Genomic DNA, 16,840 nt, shown 5'->3' with positions numbered 1-16,840 from the left:
GGCGTTTATTCGCCGCTATACTTACCTCACATTTAGAAATTAACCTTCTAATTCTTCGAGGAATTTATGCGCTTACTTCATACCATGCTGCGTGTCGGCAACCTGCAACGCTCCATCGAGTTTTACACTAACGTACTGGGCATGACCCTACTGCGTACCAGCGAAAACCCTGAATATAAATACTCTCTGGCCTTCGTGGGCTACGGTCCGGAAACGGAAGAAGCGGTTATTGAGCTGACTTATAACTGGGGCACCGAAAGCTATGATTTGGGAAATGCCTACGGTCACATCGCCCTGAGCGTTGATAATGCAGCCGAAGCTTGCGAACGTATTCGCCAAAACGGTGGCAATGTGACGCGTGAAGCGGGCCCGGTAAAAGGCGGCTCCACCGTTATCGCTTTCGTGGAAGATCCAGACGGCTACAAAATTGAGCTGATCGAAAGTAAAGACGCTGGCAAAGGTCTGGGTCACTAATACCCGAGTAGCGGGCATTTTTGCGCCCGCTACTGCAACCCTCCCTAAAATTTGCCATAATGCGCGCTGCTTTTTCCCCGTATTAAGAGATCCTGATGTCTGACAACACGCAACTGCATAGCCTGTGCGACCGTTTTCGTGGTTTTTATCCGGTAGTCATTGATGTAGAAACTGCTGGCTTCAACGCGAAAACCGATGCTTTACTGGAAGTCGCAGCCATCACTTTAAAGATGGATCAAGACGGCTGGTTATCGCCGGATGAAACCCTGCATTTCCATGTCGAACCGTTTGAGGGTGCCATCCTTCAGCCTGAAGCGCTGGCCTTTAATGGTATCGACCCGCACAACCCGTTGCGTGGTGCCGTCAGCGAATATGATGCGCTGCATGCGATTTTCAAAATGGTGCGTAAAGGCATCAAAGACAGCGGATGCAACCGTGCGATTATGGTCGCCCATAACGCCACATTCGATCACAGCTTTATGATGGCAGCGGCAGAACGCGCATCACTCAAACGTAACCCGTTCCATCCGTTTGTCACCTTTGATACCGCCGCGTTAAGCGGACTGGCATTAGGTCAAACGGTGTTGGCCAAAGCGTGCATCGCCGCGGGCATGCCGTTTGACAGCAGCCAGGCGCACTCTGCTCTGTATGACACCGAGCAAACAGCACATCTGTTTTGCGAAATCGTCAATCGCTGGAAACGCTTAGGTGGATGGCCTCTTCCGCTTCCGGCAGAACCTGAATCGTAAGCATAAAAAAAGCGACCCAAACCGGTCGCTTTTTTATTAGCACAAAACACATGAGCAAATAATTACTCTGCGTCTGGCTCTTCAGATTTATGCTTCGCTGCGGTCTCTTTAATCAGAGATTGCAACTCACCACGCTGATACATTTCGATGATGATGTCGCAGCCGCCAACCAGCTCGCCATCAACCCACAGCTGCGGGAAAGTCGGCCAGTTTGCGTATTTTGGCAGCTCAGCACGGATGTCTGGGTTCTGTAAAATATCAACGTATGCAAAACGCTCGCCACAGGCAGACAGCGCCTGCACAGCCTGGGCAGAGAAACCACAGCTAGGCAGTTTCGGAGAACCTTTCATATAAAGAAGAATTGGGTTCTCGGTGATCTGTTGTTGGATTTTTTCAATAGTGCTCATTGCTTGCTTCCTCAAACCAAGTACTGGCATTAGCCTGCCATTGTAGCGATTGACACCCTCTCCAGAAAACACCATTTTTTACAGGGTTTTTCTGTGCTGCGCGATGGAGGGACAACATGCATCAAGAATAACACTTTTCCCGCGGCTGCAAATCAGGAAATAACTATAAGCACGATCAATAAATAGCCTCACAACCATTAGTTTGGTCATTTTTTTTGCGTTCGGTAACGAAACAGGAAGAGGAATCGAAAAAGGTTATTAACTTTATTGCGCCTTATGGATTAGAATCGGCGGGTTTCGCAAAATCATACACGGGCATGATGGTATTTATCATGCATTTATTTTAACCAGGGGAATGTCGAGTGGCGCGGATAACAAAAACATCTATCACGCTCTGTGCTCTGCTATTTACCTTGCCGTATATACCATTGACGCAGGCGTCTGAACACGCTCGTCCCGTGGTCGCGCAAAAGGCGCACGTTGTGAAATCCACAACGAAGAGCACAGAAAAGAGCAGTAAGAGTAAACAGAAAACCACTACCGCCAGCAAGAAAAGCACCACCACCAGGACCGCAAGCAAGAAAAAAGAAACCGCTGCCGCGAAAAGTAAAACCGCTAAAAATGCCAGCAGCACCAAAACCAAGAGTCTTGCCAAAACCGACCGCAAAAAATCCTCTCAGCTCGCAAAAGTCCAGCCTGTTACTTTCACCGAAAAATGCAGTAAACCTCGCAAAGGTTACAAAACGCGTTGTGTGAAAGTTAAAGCAGAACATCCAACGACTATTGCTCAGGCGCATAAAGTCCGCGTGCAAAAAGCACAAAAAACGGCAATGAATAAATTGATGGGCCAGATTGGCAAACCGTATCGCTGGGGAGGCACGTCGCCAAATACCGGCTTCGATTGCAGTGGTCTGGTTTACTACGCTTATAAAGATCTGGTGAAATTCCGCATTCCGCGCACCGCGAACGAGATGTATCATCTGCGTGATGCTTCTTCAGTAGACCGTGGCGAACTGGAAACAGGCGATCTGGTCTTCTTCCGCACCCGTGGTCGCGGCACCGCTGATCACGTTGGCGTGTATGTTGGAAATGGCAAATTCATCCAGTCACCTCGCACGGGTCGCGATATTCAAATCACGTCTTTAAGTGAAGATTACTGGCAGCGCCATTATGTGGGTGCCAAACGCGTTATGACCTCAAAAACCATTCGCTAATCCCTCTTCGTAAAAACTCGCACTTGCCCATAAACGGGTGAGTGCGTTTCTCTTTTGCTTTTCCTTTCAATTTGTTAACCTAAACCCGCACTAAAAGTGTTTATTTAACAATAGATACCCTAACTCATTTGAGTCAACGATGCGGCTCGAAGAATGACGGGTAATAAGGAGTTTGCAATGTCGTTCGAATTACCTGCACTACCATATGCGAAAGATGCTTTAGCCCCACACATCTCTGCCGAAACGCTGGAATACCATTACGGTAAGCACCATCAAGCCTACGTCACTAACCTGAACAATCTGGTTAAGGGCACCGCGCTTGAAGGTAAAACTCTGGAAGAGATCGTTCGTACTTCAGACGGCGGCGTATTCAACAACGCAGCACAGGTGTGGAACCACACATTCTACTGGAATTGCCTGGCACCAAACGCAGGTGGCGAGCCAACAGGCGCACTGCTGGAAGCCATCAATAAATCTTTCGGTAGCTTTGCTGAGTTCAAACAGCAGTTTACCGACGCGGCTATCAAAAACTTTGGCGCGGGTTGGACCTGGCTGGTTAAGCAAGAAGATGGCGCATTAGCTATCGTTTCAACGTCTAATGCCGGCACCCCGCTGACCACTGCGGCAAAACCGCTGTTGACGGTAGACGTATGGGAACATGCTTACTACATCGACTACCGTAATGCTCGTGCAGGCTACCTTGAGCATTTCTGGGCGCTGGTAAACTGGGAATTTGTTGCGAAGAATCTGGCAGCGTAATACCTAAATGATATGGGCCGCGATTGCGGCCCATTTTAATCAGTGCAGTACGGCGGTTAGCGCGCCACATACGATCAGTGCCAGAACAATAACCGTTGTGGTGATTGAAAATTTCAAATCTGTACTCATCAATAAACTCCTTTTAATTACCTTACAATCGGTGTGTCAGAGTGATTTTCCCACAACCAGAAATAAAAATCCTCCTGGTTTTAACCTGATATCGCTTTTCCCTCTTCCACTTTTCTTCCGGATAGGCCAAAATCCCTCGCTAATTTATTGCGTACCATCAATTCTATGCCCTCCTTCCGTTTTATGTCGCAATCCCGGCATACCCGCAACCCAAACGTTGCCTCAGGAGTCAGTGTACGCAAACGTTTAACATATTAGTTATCAGGAGTTTACGATATGGCCTGGAGTGAAATTTAATGGCGACAATCAAGGACGTGGCGAAGCGCGCAAACGTTTCCACTACAACCGTATCACATGTGATTAACAAAACTCGCTTTGTGGCGGAAGAGACTCGCAATGCGGTCTGGGCGGCAATCAAAGAATTGCACTATTCACCCAGTGCCGTCGCACGCAGTCTTAAAGTTAATCACACCAAAACGATTGGTCTGCTTGCCACTTCCAGCGAAGCCCCTTATTTCGCCGAGATCATCGAAGCCGTGGAAAATAGCTGCTTTGAAAAAGGCTATACCCTGATTCTGGGCAATGCGCACAACAACTTTGAAAAACAGCGCGCTTATTTATCAATGATGGCGCAAAAGCGCGTCGATGGTCTGCTGGTGATGTGTTCTGAGTATCCGGAATCACTGCTGACCATGCTCGAAGAATATCGCCATATCCCAATGGTGGTGATGGACTGGGGCGAAGCTCGCGCAGACTTCACCGACTCTGTGGTCGATAACGCGTTCCACGGCGGTTATCTGGCCGGGCGTTATTTGATTGAACGTGGCCACCGTGAAATTGGCGCCATTCCGGGCCAAATGGAACGTAACACCGGCGGCGGTCGTCATGCAGGCTTTATGAAAGCGCTGGAAGAAGCCGGTATCGCCATTCCAGAAAACTGGATTGTTCAGGGCGACTTTGAGCCAGAGTCTGGCTACCGTGCGATGCAGCAGATCCTCGGCCAGTCTCATCGTCCAACGGCAGTATTCTGTGGCGGGGATATTATGGCAATGGGCGCGATTTGTGCCGCTGATGAAATGGGTCTGCGTGTGCCGCAGGATATTTCAATTATTGGCTACGATAACGTGCGTAACGCCCGTTTCTTCTCGCCAGCCCTGACCACCATTCACCAGCCAAAAGATTCGTTGGGTGAAACGGCGTTTAACATGTTGCTGGACAGAATCGTCAACAAACGCGAAGAGTCGCAGTCCATTGAAGTGCATCCGCGCCTGATTGAACGCCGCTCCGTAGCCGACGGCCCGTTCCGCGATTACCGCCGCTAAAATAGCGTAGGTCGTACAGCAGCGTCATCCGACAGTTCTGACGTAAATGGTGGATGACGCCTACGGCTTATCCACCCTACTAACTCTGTGAATCAGCGCTGTCAGGCTCCTGCAACCACTCCTGATTCATCGTCTCACTATCTCCCAGATAATCTAATAACCAGGCTAGCGCGGGTGACGCATCATTTTGCTTCCACGTCAGGCAACACGCGGCATCCGGGAATGGGTTATCCAGCGTCAGCTCGCACCATTTACCAGAATCTACCCACGGTCTGGCGATATGCAATGGCACCATACCGATACACAAACCTGCACTCAGGCAATCGGAACCCGACTCCCAGTCTGGCACCACTACACGCCGCTGGTTATCCAGCAGCCAGGTAATACGTTTTGGTAAGGAACGCGAGGTATCTTCCAGAACCAGCGACGGCCAGGCACGTAAGTCGTCATCACTTAATGTACCGCCTTGTACCGCCAGGGGATGATTTGCAGCCACCACGCAACGCCAGCTCAGTGTCCCCATGTCCCGGAAGGCAAAACGCCCACCGACAGGAATGGCCTGCGTTGCGCCAATCGCAACTTCAACGCGCCCATCCGCCAGCGCGTCCCACACACCGTTAAACACTTCCTGATAAATATGCAGCTCGATATCCGGGAAATGACGGTAGAAATCCAACACCAGCTGGCGCGTGCGCTCCGGTTTTACAATATTATCGACCGCAATCGCCAGGTGTCCGCGCCATCCATTTGCGATCTGCTGGCACTGCTGCCGTGTCGTCATCATTTTTTTGATAACAGAGCGCCCTTCCTTCAAAAAAAAGACGCCTGCGGGGGTTAATTCGACATCACGATGACGGCGTTCAAACAGTGGAACTGCCAACCACTCTTCCAATTGCCGTACCGTATAGCTGATGGCAGACGGAACGCGGTGCAACTCTTGTGCGGCACCGCTGAAACTGCCATTGCGCGCCACCGCATCTATCACTTCCAGCGAATATTCAGACCACATTTTTCTGCTCACAAATTTTTTGAACGCAATAGACAAATATTAGCGTTTCACAAGCGTAATTGCACTCCGTACACTCTCGCGGCAATCAACCTGCAAGATAAATCAAGAGAAAAACATGCAACCATCAAAAGGATTTCTTATCTGGCTGGCCGGATTAAGTGTGCTGGGGTTCCTCGCCACAGACATGTATCTGCCTGCTTTCGCGGCTATTCAGCAAGATTTACAGACCGATGCTTCCGCGGTGAGCGCAAGCCTGAGTTTGTTCCTTGCTGGATTTGCGTTCGCCCAGTTAATGTGGGGGCCGCTGTCTGACCATTTCGGCCGCAAACCTGTGTTACTGGCCGGGTTGAGTATGTTTGCCATCGGTTGTATCGGCATGTTGTGGGTCGAAAGCGCCACCGCGCTGCTGGTCCTGCGCTTTGTACAGGCCGTTGGCGTGTGTTCTGCGGCGGTGAGCTGGCAGGCACTGGTGACAGATTACTACCCGGCAAACCGCGCAAATCGTATTTTCGCAACAATTATGCCGCTGGTTGGTTTGTCTCCGGCACTGGCACCGCTGCTCGGTAGCTGGATTTTGACTCACTTCGACTGGCAGGCGATTTTCGCGACCCTGTTTGCTATCACCCTGGTGTTGATGATCCCTACGCTGCGCCTGAAACCACGGACTCAGCATCATCCGCAAACTGAAGACAACAAAGTCAGCTTTATGTCGTTGCTGCGCAATCGCGTATATAGCGGCAACGTATTGATTTATGCCGCGTGTTCCGCAAGCTTCTTTGCCTGGTTGACCGGTTCCCCATTCATCCTGAACGATATGGGTTACAGCCCGGCGGCAATCGGCCTGAGCTACGTGCCACAAACCATTGCCTTCCTGATTGGCGGTTACGGTTGTCGCAGCGCACTGCAAAAATGGAACGGCAAGCAAATGCTGCCCTGGCTGCTGGCTTTATATACGCTGAGTATTTTCGGCACCTGGGCGGTTTCGATAAGCGGTCACGCGACCCTGACGCTGCTGCTGATCCCATTCTGTATCATGGCAATAGCCAACGGCGCAATTTACCCCATTGTTGTCGCTTCCGCACTGTTGCCGTTCCCACAGGCCACGGGTAAAGCCGCTGCGCTGCAAAACACGCTGCAATTGGGCCTGTGCTTCCTGGCAAGTTTGATGGTGTCCTGGCTTGTGGCAACGCCGCTGCTGACGACCACCAGCGTGATGCTGGTGACCATTGCGCTGGCAATGTTAGGTTATCTGATGCAGCGCCGTAAAAATGCAGAGGTCTGGCAACCTGCTGAATCCGATGCGCATTAATGATATTAGTGAATAACTTAGCGTGCTAACAATATTTCATTGAATCACTAAACAGGCGAGCCTATACTCATTAACGGCTCGGTTGTCAGCACAATTATAATGAAATCGTGACGGGAGCCTTTGTGCTCCCGTTTGTTGTTTTGAGAGCTTTTTTTTGTGGGCACTCGCCCCTTTCTCTGTTCTACGTCGGATATCAGGCTCACGGTTTTTTCCGTGACATTTCTCACATGCCCAAAATAGCGTCTACGCTGTTTGAAGGTTCCTCACACACTGGTGATGGAGAAGCTATGAGTTCATCGTGTATAGAAGAAGTCAGCATAAGAAATAACCCGTGGTATCGAATTGTTAACGAAATGCTTGCTAAAGCCGGTGTGGAAATCAACGGCCCGCGCCCTTTCGATATCCAGGTTAAGCACCCCGATTTTTTTAAACGCGTCCTGCGAGAGGGTTCACTCGGGCTGGGTGAAAGCTATATGGACGGTTGGTGGGACTGCGAGCGTCTGGATATATTTTTCAATAATGCCATTCGTGCAGGACTCGAGGATCAACTTCCCCGCCATTTAAAAGACACGCTACGCATTGCCGCTGCCCGGATAATGAATCTGCAATCAAAAAAACGCGCCTGGATTGTTGGCAAAGAACATTACGATCTCGGCAACGATTTATTTAGCCGCATGCTTGACGAGCATATGCAATATTCCTGTGGTTACTGGAAAGAAGCCACCACGCTCAGCGATGCGCAGAACGCCAAACTAAAAATGATCTGCGATAAACTGCAACTGGAACCAGGGATGACGCTGCTGGATATTGGTTGCGGTTGGGGTGGTCTTGCGCAATATGCTGCCCGACATTACGGTGTCGCGGTGCACGGTGTCACGATCTCTGCCGAACAACAAAAAATGGCGCAGGAACGGTGTGCGGGTCTTGATGTCACTATTTTGCTGCAAGACTATCGCGAACTGGATATGCAATTTGACCGCATTGTTTCCGTCGGCATGTTTGAACATGTCGGGCCAAAAAACTATGCCACCTATTTTAGTGTCGTCGACCGTAATCTGAAACCGGAAGGGATTTTCCTGCTGCACACCATTGGTTCCAATAAAACCAATAACAGCGTGGATCCGTGGATTGATAAATATATCTTCCCGAATGGCTGTCTGCCGTCGGTGTGCCAAATTGCACAATCCAGTGAAAAGCATTTCGTGATGGAAGACTGGCATAACTTTGGTGCCGATTACGATAAAACCTTAATGGCCTGGAATGAGCGTTTCTTGCAGCACTGGCCTGAAATCGCCGATAACTATTCCGAACGTTTTAAACGCATGTTTAGTTATTATCTGAATGCCTGTGCCGGAGCCTTCCGCGCCCGTGATATTCAGCTTTGGCAAATAGTCTTTAGTCGCGGCATTGAAGACGGCTTACGAGTTCCTCATTAATGAGTAATGGCCCCGGTATCTCCGGGGTCACTATTTACTGCAACTCTGTAGCATTTTCTTAACAAAGCGTGACCCTCCTCACGTTTCCTGGTCTCCTTTCTTCCTGAGTTTGATCCCGTTAACACTTATTCGTTTCTCAGTTGGAAACCGGTTTCCGTTTTGTTTCACAATACCCGCACTTCCCGAAACAATAACAAGGATACCGCCATGAGCATCTACCAAAAAATGGTCAATGTGATTGAGCACAAAGTCACCCCCATGGCCGGAGCAATGGGTTCTCAGCGCCATGTCATCGCTATCCGCGATGGTTTTATCTCAGCTCTGCCGTTCATGATTATCGGTTCGTTCTTGTTAGTGTTTATTTTCCCTCCGTTCTCGCCTGACAGCACCTGGAGTTTTGCCCGCTCGTGGCTGAATTTCTCGCTCACTTATCGTGAACAACTCATGCTGCCGTTTAACCTCAGCATGGGCGTGATGACGTTCTTTATCTCCGTCGGTATCGGCGCAAGTCTTGGCAAGCACTACAAGCTCGACCCTATCATGACGGGCCTGTTGGCATTTATGGCCTTTTTGCTGGTCGCCGCCCCTTATAAAGACGGGCAGATTTCGACGCAGTATTTCTCGGGCCAGGGCATCTTTACCGCGCTGATTACGGCGATTTACGCCAGTGAAATGTACGCGTTCTTAAAACGCCACAACATCACTATTCGCCTGCCAAAAGAAGTGCCTACCGGCGTGGCGCGCTCCTTTGAAATACTGATCCCGGTGGTGGTGATTGTCGCCACGCTGCACCCTCTGAACCTGTTCATCGAGTCCACCACCGGCATGATTATTCCTGAAGCCATTATGCACCTTTTAGCGCCACTGGTTTCAGCATCAGACTCCTTGCCTGCGATTCTGATTTCAGTATTTATCTGCCAAATCCTGTGGTTTGCTGGTATTCACGGCGCGTTAATCGTCACCGGGATTATGAACCCGTTCTGGATGGCTAACCTTTCCGCTAACCAGACGGCGCTTGCCGCGGGTAATGTTCTGCCGCACATCTATCTGCAAGGTTTTTGGGATCACTATCTGCTGATTGGCGGCGTAGGTTCAACGCTCCCGCTGGCCTTCTTATTGCTGCGTAGCCGTGCCATTCACCTGCGCACCATCGGCAAAATGGGTGTGGTTCCTAGCTTCTTTAACATCAACGAACCGATTCTGTTCGGTACGCCAATCATCATGAACCCGCTGTTTTTCCTGCCGTTTACGCTGGTGCCGATGATTAACGCAACACTGGCCTATATCGCGACCAAATTAGGTTGGGTTGCTCAAGTGGTATCGCTCACTCCGTGGACAACGCCTGCGCCGATTGGGGCCTCGTGGGCCGCAAACTGGGCGGTAAGTCCCGTAATCATGTGTCTAATTTGTATGGTCATGTCGGCTGTGATGTATTACCCATTCCTGAAAGCTTACGAACGCACTCTGATCAAACAGGATGAAGAGCGTAGCGCGCAGGAAAGTGAAAACCCGATTACCGTGAACTAACCAACTACTTTTGCCTGCCGGTATGGCAGGCTCGTCCGTCACAAGAGGAACTGTAATGAAATACGTATTTCCTGAAAATTTCTGGTGGGGCAGCGCAAGTTCAGCGCCACAAACCGAAGGCGAAACCCTCTCTTTTGGCAAGTCCGCCACTATCTGGGATCAATGGTATAAGGAACAACCAACCCGCTTCCACAACGGCGTAGGCCCAGCAGATACTTCCACATTCTACAAAAACTGGAAGCAAGATATCGCCCTGCTCAAAGAGCTGAATCACAACACCTTCCGCACCTCGATTTCCTGGGCACGTCTGATTCCTGAAGGCCGTGGCGCGGTTAACCAGGAAGCCGTTACCTTCTACAATCAGGTTATCGACGAACTGGTGGCGCAGGGCATTAAACCGTTTATCAACCTGTTCCACTTTGATATGCCGATGGTTATGCAGCAGCAAGGCGGCTGGGAAAATCGTGACGTTGTCACGGCCTACGCGGAATTTGCGAACGTTTGCTTCGAGCTGTTTGGCGACCGCGTGAAGCATTGGTTCACGTTCAACGAGCCGGTCGTGCCTGTCGAAGGCGGCTATCTGTATGATTTCCATTACCCGAACGTGGTGGATTTCAAACGTGCTGCAACCGTTGCCTACCACACCATGATTGCCCACTCCCTGGCGGTAAAGGCTTACCACGAGCGTAATGACGGCGGCGAAATTGGGATCATCCTCAACCTCACCCCTTCTTACCCGCGTTCGCAAAACCCTGCGGATGTTAAAGCGGCAAACATCGCTGACCTGATGTTCAACCGCAGCTTCCTCGACCCGGCTTTGCGTGGTGAATATCCGCAAGAACTGGTTGCGCTGCTGAAAGAACATGGTCAACTGCCTGAGTGCCAGGCGGGTGACAAAGAGCTGCTTGCAGCGGGTGTCGTCGATTTACTGGGTATCAACTACTACCAGCCGCGCCGCATCAAATGCCGCGACTCACTGGTTAACCCGGACAGCCCGTTTATGCCGGAATGGTTCTTTGAAGCCTACGAAATGCCGGGCCGCAAAATGAACCCGTATCGTGGCTGGGAAATTTACGAGCAAGGGATTTACGATATTCTCACCAACCTGCGTGAAAATTATGGCAACCCAAATTGCTATATTTCTGAGAACGGCATGGGCGTTGAAAACGAACAGCGTTTCGACGAGAACGGCCAGATTCAGGATGACTACCGCATTGATTTCGTGCGCGATCACCTGAAATGGCTGCATAAAGGCATTAGTGAAGGCAGTAATTGCCTGGGTTATCACATGTGGACGTTTATTGATAACTGGTCCTGGTGCAATGCATACAAAAACCGTTATGGCTTTGTCTCGTTAAATCTTGAGACTCAGCAACGCACTATCAAGAAAAGCGGTGAGTGGTACAAAGCAACTTCCGCAGAAAATGGCTTTAACGATCGTACGTAATCTCAGTATTCGGGCCGCAAGGCCCGTTTCTGGCTGAGAAGCGGGAAACTCACACCATGTCGAATATTAATGATGTAGCACGCCTTGCACAGGTTTCTAAAGCCACCGTTTCGCGTGTTTTAAGCGGCAGTCGCGGCGTGAAAGAAGAGAGTCGCCAGGCCGTTTTGCGCGCGGCAGAAATACTTAACTACAAGCCCAATGCGATTGCTCAATCTTTGAGTTCCCAATCAACCAATTGCATTGGCGTAATCTGTGCCACCGAGCATATTCAGCAGTCCACAGGCTACCTGCAAGCGCTGGAGAAACAGCTTAACCAGCATCATAAACACCTGCTGTTACGCTTCGCTAATGACCACGACAGCGTGGCGCTGGCGGCTCAGGAACTTTCAAACGGCTTATGTGATGCGTTGCTGGTTGTGGGGGCGCGTTTCTCACTCCCTCCGCTCGACGACGATATTATGCTAATTGATTGCCTGAGCGGTTCGAATGCGCTGAGTATTCAATGCGATCACGTTTTCGCGGCAGAAACCGCCGTGCACTATTTGTGTAACCAGAAACGGCGGCAAATCGCCCTGATAAACTTTGCCAGCGGTGAAGCGGCAGCCCAAACTCTTGAAGGTTATCACCAGGCGCTGCACAACCACGTGGTGCCTTTTAACCGGCAGTTGGTGATTGAGGATGAATCCTCGGTGCGCATCGCGCTGCAACGGCTGATCAATCGCGGTGTGAAGTTTTCCGCATTGTTAGTGACCGATGACACGCAAGCGCAGGAAGCCGTGATGATGCTAAATCAGTACCAGTTACAAGTGCCTGAACAAGTGATGGTATTCAGTCTTGATGGTTCAACCCGAATGCCGGGGGCAAACGCCATTCCAGCGATTAAATATCCCCTGGAAAGTATTGCGCGTCGGGCGGTGGAATTATTGCTTGGGGATCGGCATACCAGTGATTTGGTGCGCGGAAGTTTGTTGATTGCATAAGAAAGTCGGATGTCGCTTACGCTAATCCGACCTAACGCTCGAAACTACAGGGTGGATAAGCCGTAGGCATCATCCACCGTTTCAACATCACGCCTTCGGTACCAACGCATCCAATGTCGCTTCACGCTGCGCGAGCACGCGCTCGACGGTGTCAACTATCGCCTGGGTTTGCGGGTCGATTTCGATATTAATACGATTCCCCAGTTTTTTACTGCCAAGTGTGGTGCGCTCAAGCGTTTCCGGAATTAAATGTACGCAGAAACGCGAAGCTGTGACTTCACCGACTGTCAGGCTAATACCATCAATGCCGATATATCCTTTATGCAGAATATATTTCATCAAGGTTTTATCGCGCATTTTAAACCAGATCTGGCGGTTATTTTCTGAGGTCAGAATCTTTGCTACTTCAGCGGTCGTCATAATATGACCGGACATAAGATGCCCGCCGATTTCATCATTAAATTTAGCCGCGCGTTCGACGTTAACACTATCACCCACAACTAACTCGCCGAGATTGGTAATACGCAGCGTCTCTTTCATTAAATCAAAGCTGACGTGGTTGCCATTGATTTCGGTGACGGTCAGGCAACAGCCGTTGTGTGCCACCGACGCGCCTGTTTCAAGGCCAGGTAACATCTCATCTGGCATTTCAATTACGTGGGTCCGGAAATTGGGTTTCTCATCAATGGAGACCAGGGTCGCAGTACCCTGCACAATACCTGTAAACATCGTCAAACTCCTGGTAATTATTCGGCTGCTGATAATTCGTAATGCAGCACTTTAACAGTTGGAAAAACAGCTTGCCAGCTATCCGCACTACCCCACCATTATTTGGCTGGCGTATTCGTTTTCTGCCGCTACAATAGTCAGGCTAATTCCCCTGCAATTCCTATTTTTCTGCCATTTCTGGCGGTCTTGTTGTCTTTCTAATAACTAATAATAATCAGGTGTTAAAAATGCAGAAGTACATAGTTGAAGCCCGCTAGCTGCTCGCGCTGGCGATACCTGTCATCCTCGCGCAAATCGCACAAACCTCGATGGGCTTTGTCGATACCGTGATGGCCGGTGGCTACAGCGCAACCGATATGGCCGCTGTGGCAATCGGTACCTCTATTTGGCTACCCGCTATTCTGTTCGGCCATGGTTTGTTAATGGCGCTGACGCCTACCGTGGCACAACTCAACGGGTCTGGTCGCCGTGAGCGTATCGCGCACCAGATTCGCCAGGGCTTCTGGCTGGCTGGCATTGTTTCGGCGCTGATCATGATTGTGCTGTGGAACGCGGGTTATATCATCCATGCGATGAAAAATATCGACCCACAACTGGCCGATAAAGCCGTTGGCTACTTGCGTGCATTGCTATGGGGCGTCCCGGGGTATTTATTCTTCCAGGTGGCGCGTAACCAGTGTGAAGGCCTGGCGAAAACCAAACCCGGCATGGTGATGGGTTTTATCGGTTTACTAGTCAACATTCCAGTTAACTACATCTTTATTTACGGTCATCTTGGCATGCCCGAACTCGGCGGCGTAGGCTGCGGTGTCGCAACGGCTGCCGTATATTGGGTGATGTTCTTCAGCATGATTTCCTATGTGAAGAAAGCCCGCTCGATGCGCGATTTGAAGTTGCCAAAAGGCTTCATTAAACCCGACTGGAAAGTGATGTATCGCTTAACCCAACTGGGGCTGCCGATTGCGCTGGCGCTGTTCTTTGAAGTGACGCTGTTCGCCGTGGTCGCGCTACTGGTTGCGCCTCTGGGGATTATCGATGTGGCTGGGCACCAGATTGCCCTTAACTTCAGCTCGCTGATGTTTGTCCTGCCGATGTCCCTTTCTGCGGCGGTCACGATACGCGTAGGCTTCCGTCTGGGCCAGGGTTCAACGCTCGACGCGCAAACGGCGGCCTGGACCGGCATCGGCGTGGGAATGTGTATGGCGATGCTGACTGCGATTTTCACGGTAGTGATGCGCGAACACATCGCCCTGCTCTACAACAGCAATCCTGAAGTTGTCGCGCTGGCTGCGCACTTGATGCTGCTGGCGGCGGTGTATCAGCTTTCTGATTCTGTGCAGGTTATCGGCAGCGGCGTGCTGCGCGGCTATAAAGATACACGCTCGATTTTCTTTATCACGTTTATCGCCTACTGGGTGTTGGGATTGCCAAGCGGTTACATTCTGGCGCTGACGGACTGGGTGGTTGAACCGATGGGCCCGGCTGGTTTCTGGATTGGATTTATCATCGGCCTGACGTCTGCGGCCATCATGATGATGCTGCGGATGCGTTGGTTACAGCGCCAACCTTCAATCACGATTTTGCAACGCGCTGCACGGTAAATGTTCATAGCCGCCTTTTTGGCGGCTATTTTTACACCGAGTTGCGCAGATGCGCAGCAAACGAGTGAAATATGGAAGAAATTTACTGTTTAGCGCTTGCAAGGCTCGGGTGCTGCCGCTAATATTCGTCCCCGTTGTCACAGACAACACAGTGCGTCCGTAGCTCAGTTGGTTAGAGCACTACCTTGACATGGTAGGGGTCGGTGGTTCGAGTCCACTCGGACGCACCATTTAACGTTTTACCGCAATCAGCAGTACCGCAACAAACAGTGCGTCCGTAGCTCAGTTGGTTAGAGCACCACCTTGACATGGTGGGGGTCGGTGGTTCGAGTCCACTCGGACGCACCATTCGTAGTAAAAATCCCTTATTTTCTCCCTTTGCAAAACCAAGCCTTTACAAATTAATTATTTGATTCGCGCTTTCAACAAGTACCTCTTCGCTTATTGTCCATTTCATTGCTCCAGGAATAGAGGTGTATGGGTGGGTTATGCGATTTCATATTGTAAAGTAAATGCATCAGCTCAAAATCATTTCGTAGATTAAATTTTTGCATGATTAAACGTTTATGAGCGCTGACTGTTTTGACATTAATGCCCAAAGCCTGAGCAATTTGTGAAATATCCTGGCCATGCAGCATCTTTTTGGCAATCGTCAATTGCTGTGATGTCAGCGTCAGGTATTTGCAGCTAAAGCATTTTCTATAGTCCTTCGCTTGGGACTGGGTTGCAACTTCATCCCAGGCCGAAATGATCTTATCCCGGCAATCGCTCATTGAATCCGTTCGATTAATAATGACAACGTTTCGAATACAATTTGGTAATTCATAAAGAATCTTGCCGCGTTCTTTCTCATATAACCCAATAACCAATCCCGGTTTGCTACGGTATTTTAACTTATAATGGCAAGAGTACTCTTCCCCAGCAACAAAGTTTTGTACAACAACATCAGCTTCATTAATATTTAATTTTGTTAACATCTGGAACTTAACCACTTTGTTTTTCTCAATAAGAAAAATATTTTCGAGAAAACGTTCGAGTCCATACCGATAAAAAGTATTTGAGTCGTCTATAGCAATATTTAGCATGGATGCCCCGTGAATCTATGGTTGAACGCAGATATGCACTGGTCGATTTAAACGAGATACTAACGTTTCATTCTGGCGAAGAGGCACGTTTCCCTGTGCCACTTCATGTGCCACTTTGCGAGGGGTATTTTAGTTATAGGTAAACGTCACATTCACAATCGAAGCAATGGTACCGGTGGTGACGTTGCCTTTAGACCACACGCGGCTCTGTAAAGGGAAAACCGCCGTGTTATCTGCAGCGCGTGGGATGGTCAGCGTTTTGGTGTTACCCAATGGAGTATGCGTGGCATCACTACTTTGCAATTCCACCGCCACGTTATTCGCAGTGCCTGTGCTGGTATATAAACGGGAAGCATCCAATGCGTCAGCCGCGCCACTGAATGTGGCAATCACGTTATTCGTACTGACCGGGCAATTCTTCATATTAATAGTGAACGGCACCCAGTTGCTAAATGAGCCTGCCGTCTCTAAATCAGCCGCCTGAAGAGTCTGCCCCAGGTCAACGTTAATGGTGCCAGAGCCATCAAGTACACATGGGGAAGCCACTACTTTCCCGGAGATATTAATCGTCACATCTGTCGCGTTAACACTCTTTGTTAATGCCAACGTGGTGAGGGTAGCCAGCAGGCTAATGCATAATTTTTTATTCATCATTTAAGTCCT

General features: G+C 49.9%; 17 protein-coding genes and 2 tRNA genes. 13 read left to right on the top strand and 6 right to left on the bottom strand.

Going from position 1 to position 16,840, the window contains the following annotated elements:
• Window positions 1-66 precede the first annotated feature (66 nt).
• Together gloA and rnt are read left to right on the top strand one after the other, a co-directional pair.
• Window positions 67-474 carry a lactoylglutathione lyase gene (gene gloA / locus M2371_RS04485; protein WP_115628383.1) on the top strand — a complete coding sequence of 136 codons (408 nt, stop codon included), beginning with the start codon at window positions 67-69 and terminating at the stop codon, window positions 472-474.
• 95 nt (window positions 475-569) lie between these two features.
• Entirely contained in the window at window positions 570-1,223 is a 654-nt protein-coding gene (gene rnt / locus M2371_RS04480; RefSeq protein ID WP_172894021.1) for a ribonuclease T, read from the top strand.
• Between the two features lie 62 nt (window positions 1,224-1,285).
• On the opposite strand, the gene M2371_RS04475 is transcribed toward rnt, so the two are convergent.
• Window positions 1,286-1,630, bottom strand: coding sequence for a Grx4 family monothiol glutaredoxin (locus tag M2371_RS04475; protein ID WP_115628382.1), 345 nt, complete (start codon window positions 1,628-1,630; stop codon window positions 1,286-1,288).
• 362 nt (window positions 1,631-1,992) lie between these two features.
• Between M2371_RS04475 and M2371_RS04470 the strand changes: the two genes are divergently transcribed.
• Window positions 1,993-2,844 carry a C40 family peptidase gene (locus tag M2371_RS04470; protein WP_259267005.1) on the top strand — a complete coding sequence of 284 codons (852 nt, stop codon included), beginning with the start codon at window positions 1,993-1,995 and terminating at the stop codon, window positions 2,842-2,844.
• 177 nt (window positions 2,845-3,021) lie between these two features.
• Window positions 3,022-3,603, top strand: coding sequence for a superoxide dismutase [Fe] (gene sodB, locus M2371_RS04465; protein ID WP_259267004.1), 582 nt, complete (start codon window positions 3,022-3,024; stop codon window positions 3,601-3,603).
• A 39-nt stretch (window positions 3,604-3,642) separates the two neighbouring features.
• Here sodB and M2371_RS04460 read toward each other — a convergent pair whose 3' ends face one another.
• Entirely contained in the window at window positions 3,643-3,732 is a 90-nt protein-coding gene (locus tag M2371_RS04460; protein WP_034495793.1) for a YnhF family membrane protein, read from the bottom strand.
• Between the two features lie 296 nt (window positions 3,733-4,028).
• Here M2371_RS04460 and purR point away from each other — a divergent pair, with 296 nt between their 5' ends.
• The gene (gene purR, locus M2371_RS04455; RefSeq protein ID WP_034495794.1) at window positions 4,029-5,054 is read left to right on the top strand and encodes an HTH-type transcriptional repressor PurR; all 1,026 of its coding nucleotides are present in this window, start codon (window positions 4,029-4,031) and stop codon (window positions 5,052-5,054) included.
• 79 nt (window positions 5,055-5,133) lie between these two features.
• On the opposite strand, the gene punR is transcribed toward purR, so the two are convergent.
• Window positions 5,134-6,063, bottom strand: a complete 930-nt coding sequence (gene punR, locus M2371_RS04450) for a DNA-binding transcriptional activator PunR (RefSeq protein ID WP_259267003.1) — start codon at window positions 6,061-6,063, stop codon at window positions 5,134-5,136.
• 115 nt (window positions 6,064-6,178) lie between these two features.
• Here punR and punC point away from each other — a divergent pair, with 115 nt between their 5' ends.
• From punC to M2371_RS04425, 5 genes are all read left to right on the top strand, one after another.
• Complete coding sequence (gene punC / locus M2371_RS04445; RefSeq protein WP_259267002.1) at window positions 6,179-7,372, top strand: purine nucleoside transporter PunC; 1,194 nt, start codon at window positions 6,179-6,181, stop codon at window positions 7,370-7,372.
• A 287-nt stretch (window positions 7,373-7,659) separates the two neighbouring features.
• Window positions 7,660-8,808, top strand: a complete 1,149-nt coding sequence (cfa, locus tag M2371_RS04440) for a cyclopropane fatty acyl phospholipid synthase (protein WP_259267001.1) — start codon at window positions 7,660-7,662, stop codon at window positions 8,806-8,808.
• Between the two features lie 207 nt (window positions 8,809-9,015).
• Window positions 9,016-10,335: a PTS sugar transporter subunit IIC gene (locus M2371_RS04435; protein ID WP_034495798.1), complete on the top strand. Its 1,320-nt coding sequence runs from the start codon at window positions 9,016-9,018 to the stop codon at window positions 10,333-10,335.
• Window positions 10,336-10,390: 55 nt separating this feature from the next.
• Entirely contained in the window at window positions 10,391-11,782 is a 1,392-nt protein-coding gene (locus M2371_RS04430) for a glycoside hydrolase family 1 protein (protein ID WP_172894015.1), read from the top strand.
• Between the two features lie 56 nt (window positions 11,783-11,838).
• Window positions 11,839-12,762: a LacI family DNA-binding transcriptional regulator gene (locus M2371_RS04425; protein ID WP_259267000.1), complete on the top strand. Its 924-nt coding sequence runs from the start codon at window positions 11,839-11,841 to the stop codon at window positions 12,760-12,762.
• A gap of 87 nt (window positions 12,763-12,849) precedes the next feature.
• Here M2371_RS04425 and M2371_RS04420 read toward each other — a convergent pair whose 3' ends face one another.
• Complete coding sequence (locus M2371_RS04420; RefSeq protein WP_172894013.1) at window positions 12,850-13,491, bottom strand: riboflavin synthase subunit alpha; 642 nt, start codon at window positions 13,489-13,491, stop codon at window positions 12,850-12,852.
• Window positions 13,492-13,748: 257 nt separating this feature from the next.
• Here M2371_RS04420 and mdtK point away from each other — a divergent pair, with 257 nt between their 5' ends.
• The 3 genes from mdtK (at window position 13,749) to M2371_RS04405 (ending at window position 15,440) form a co-directional block, all read left to right on the top strand.
• Window positions 13,749-15,092, top strand: a complete 1,344-nt coding sequence (gene mdtK / locus M2371_RS04415; protein ID WP_259267271.1) for an MdtK family multidrug efflux MATE transporter — start codon at window positions 13,749-13,751, stop codon at window positions 15,090-15,092.
• A 153-nt stretch (window positions 15,093-15,245) separates the two neighbouring features.
• Window positions 15,246-15,322 (top strand) — tRNA-Val (locus M2371_RS04410).
• Between the two features lie 41 nt (window positions 15,323-15,363).
• A tRNA-Val gene (locus tag M2371_RS04405) sits at window positions 15,364-15,440 on the top strand.
• Window positions 15,441-15,514: 74 nt separating this feature from the next.
• Here the strand turns inward: M2371_RS04405 and M2371_RS04400 are convergent.
• Entirely contained in the window at window positions 15,515-16,177 is a 663-nt protein-coding gene (locus M2371_RS04400; RefSeq protein WP_259266999.1) for a helix-turn-helix transcriptional regulator, read from the bottom strand.
• Between the two features lie 129 nt (window positions 16,178-16,306).
• A complete protein-coding gene (locus M2371_RS04395) occupies window positions 16,307-16,831 on the bottom strand; it encodes a fimbrial protein (protein WP_172894010.1) in 525 nt (174 codons plus the stop codon).
• Window positions 16,832-16,840 lie beyond the last annotated feature (9 nt).

The organism is Buttiauxella sp. BIGb0471 (assembly GCF_024807715.1).
Classification (GTDB): Bacteria; Pseudomonadota; Gammaproteobacteria; order Enterobacterales; family Enterobacteriaceae; genus Buttiauxella; species Buttiauxella agrestis.
Note: the sequence above shows the minus strand (reverse complement) of the source record. Positions and strands in the feature narration are given on the sequence as shown.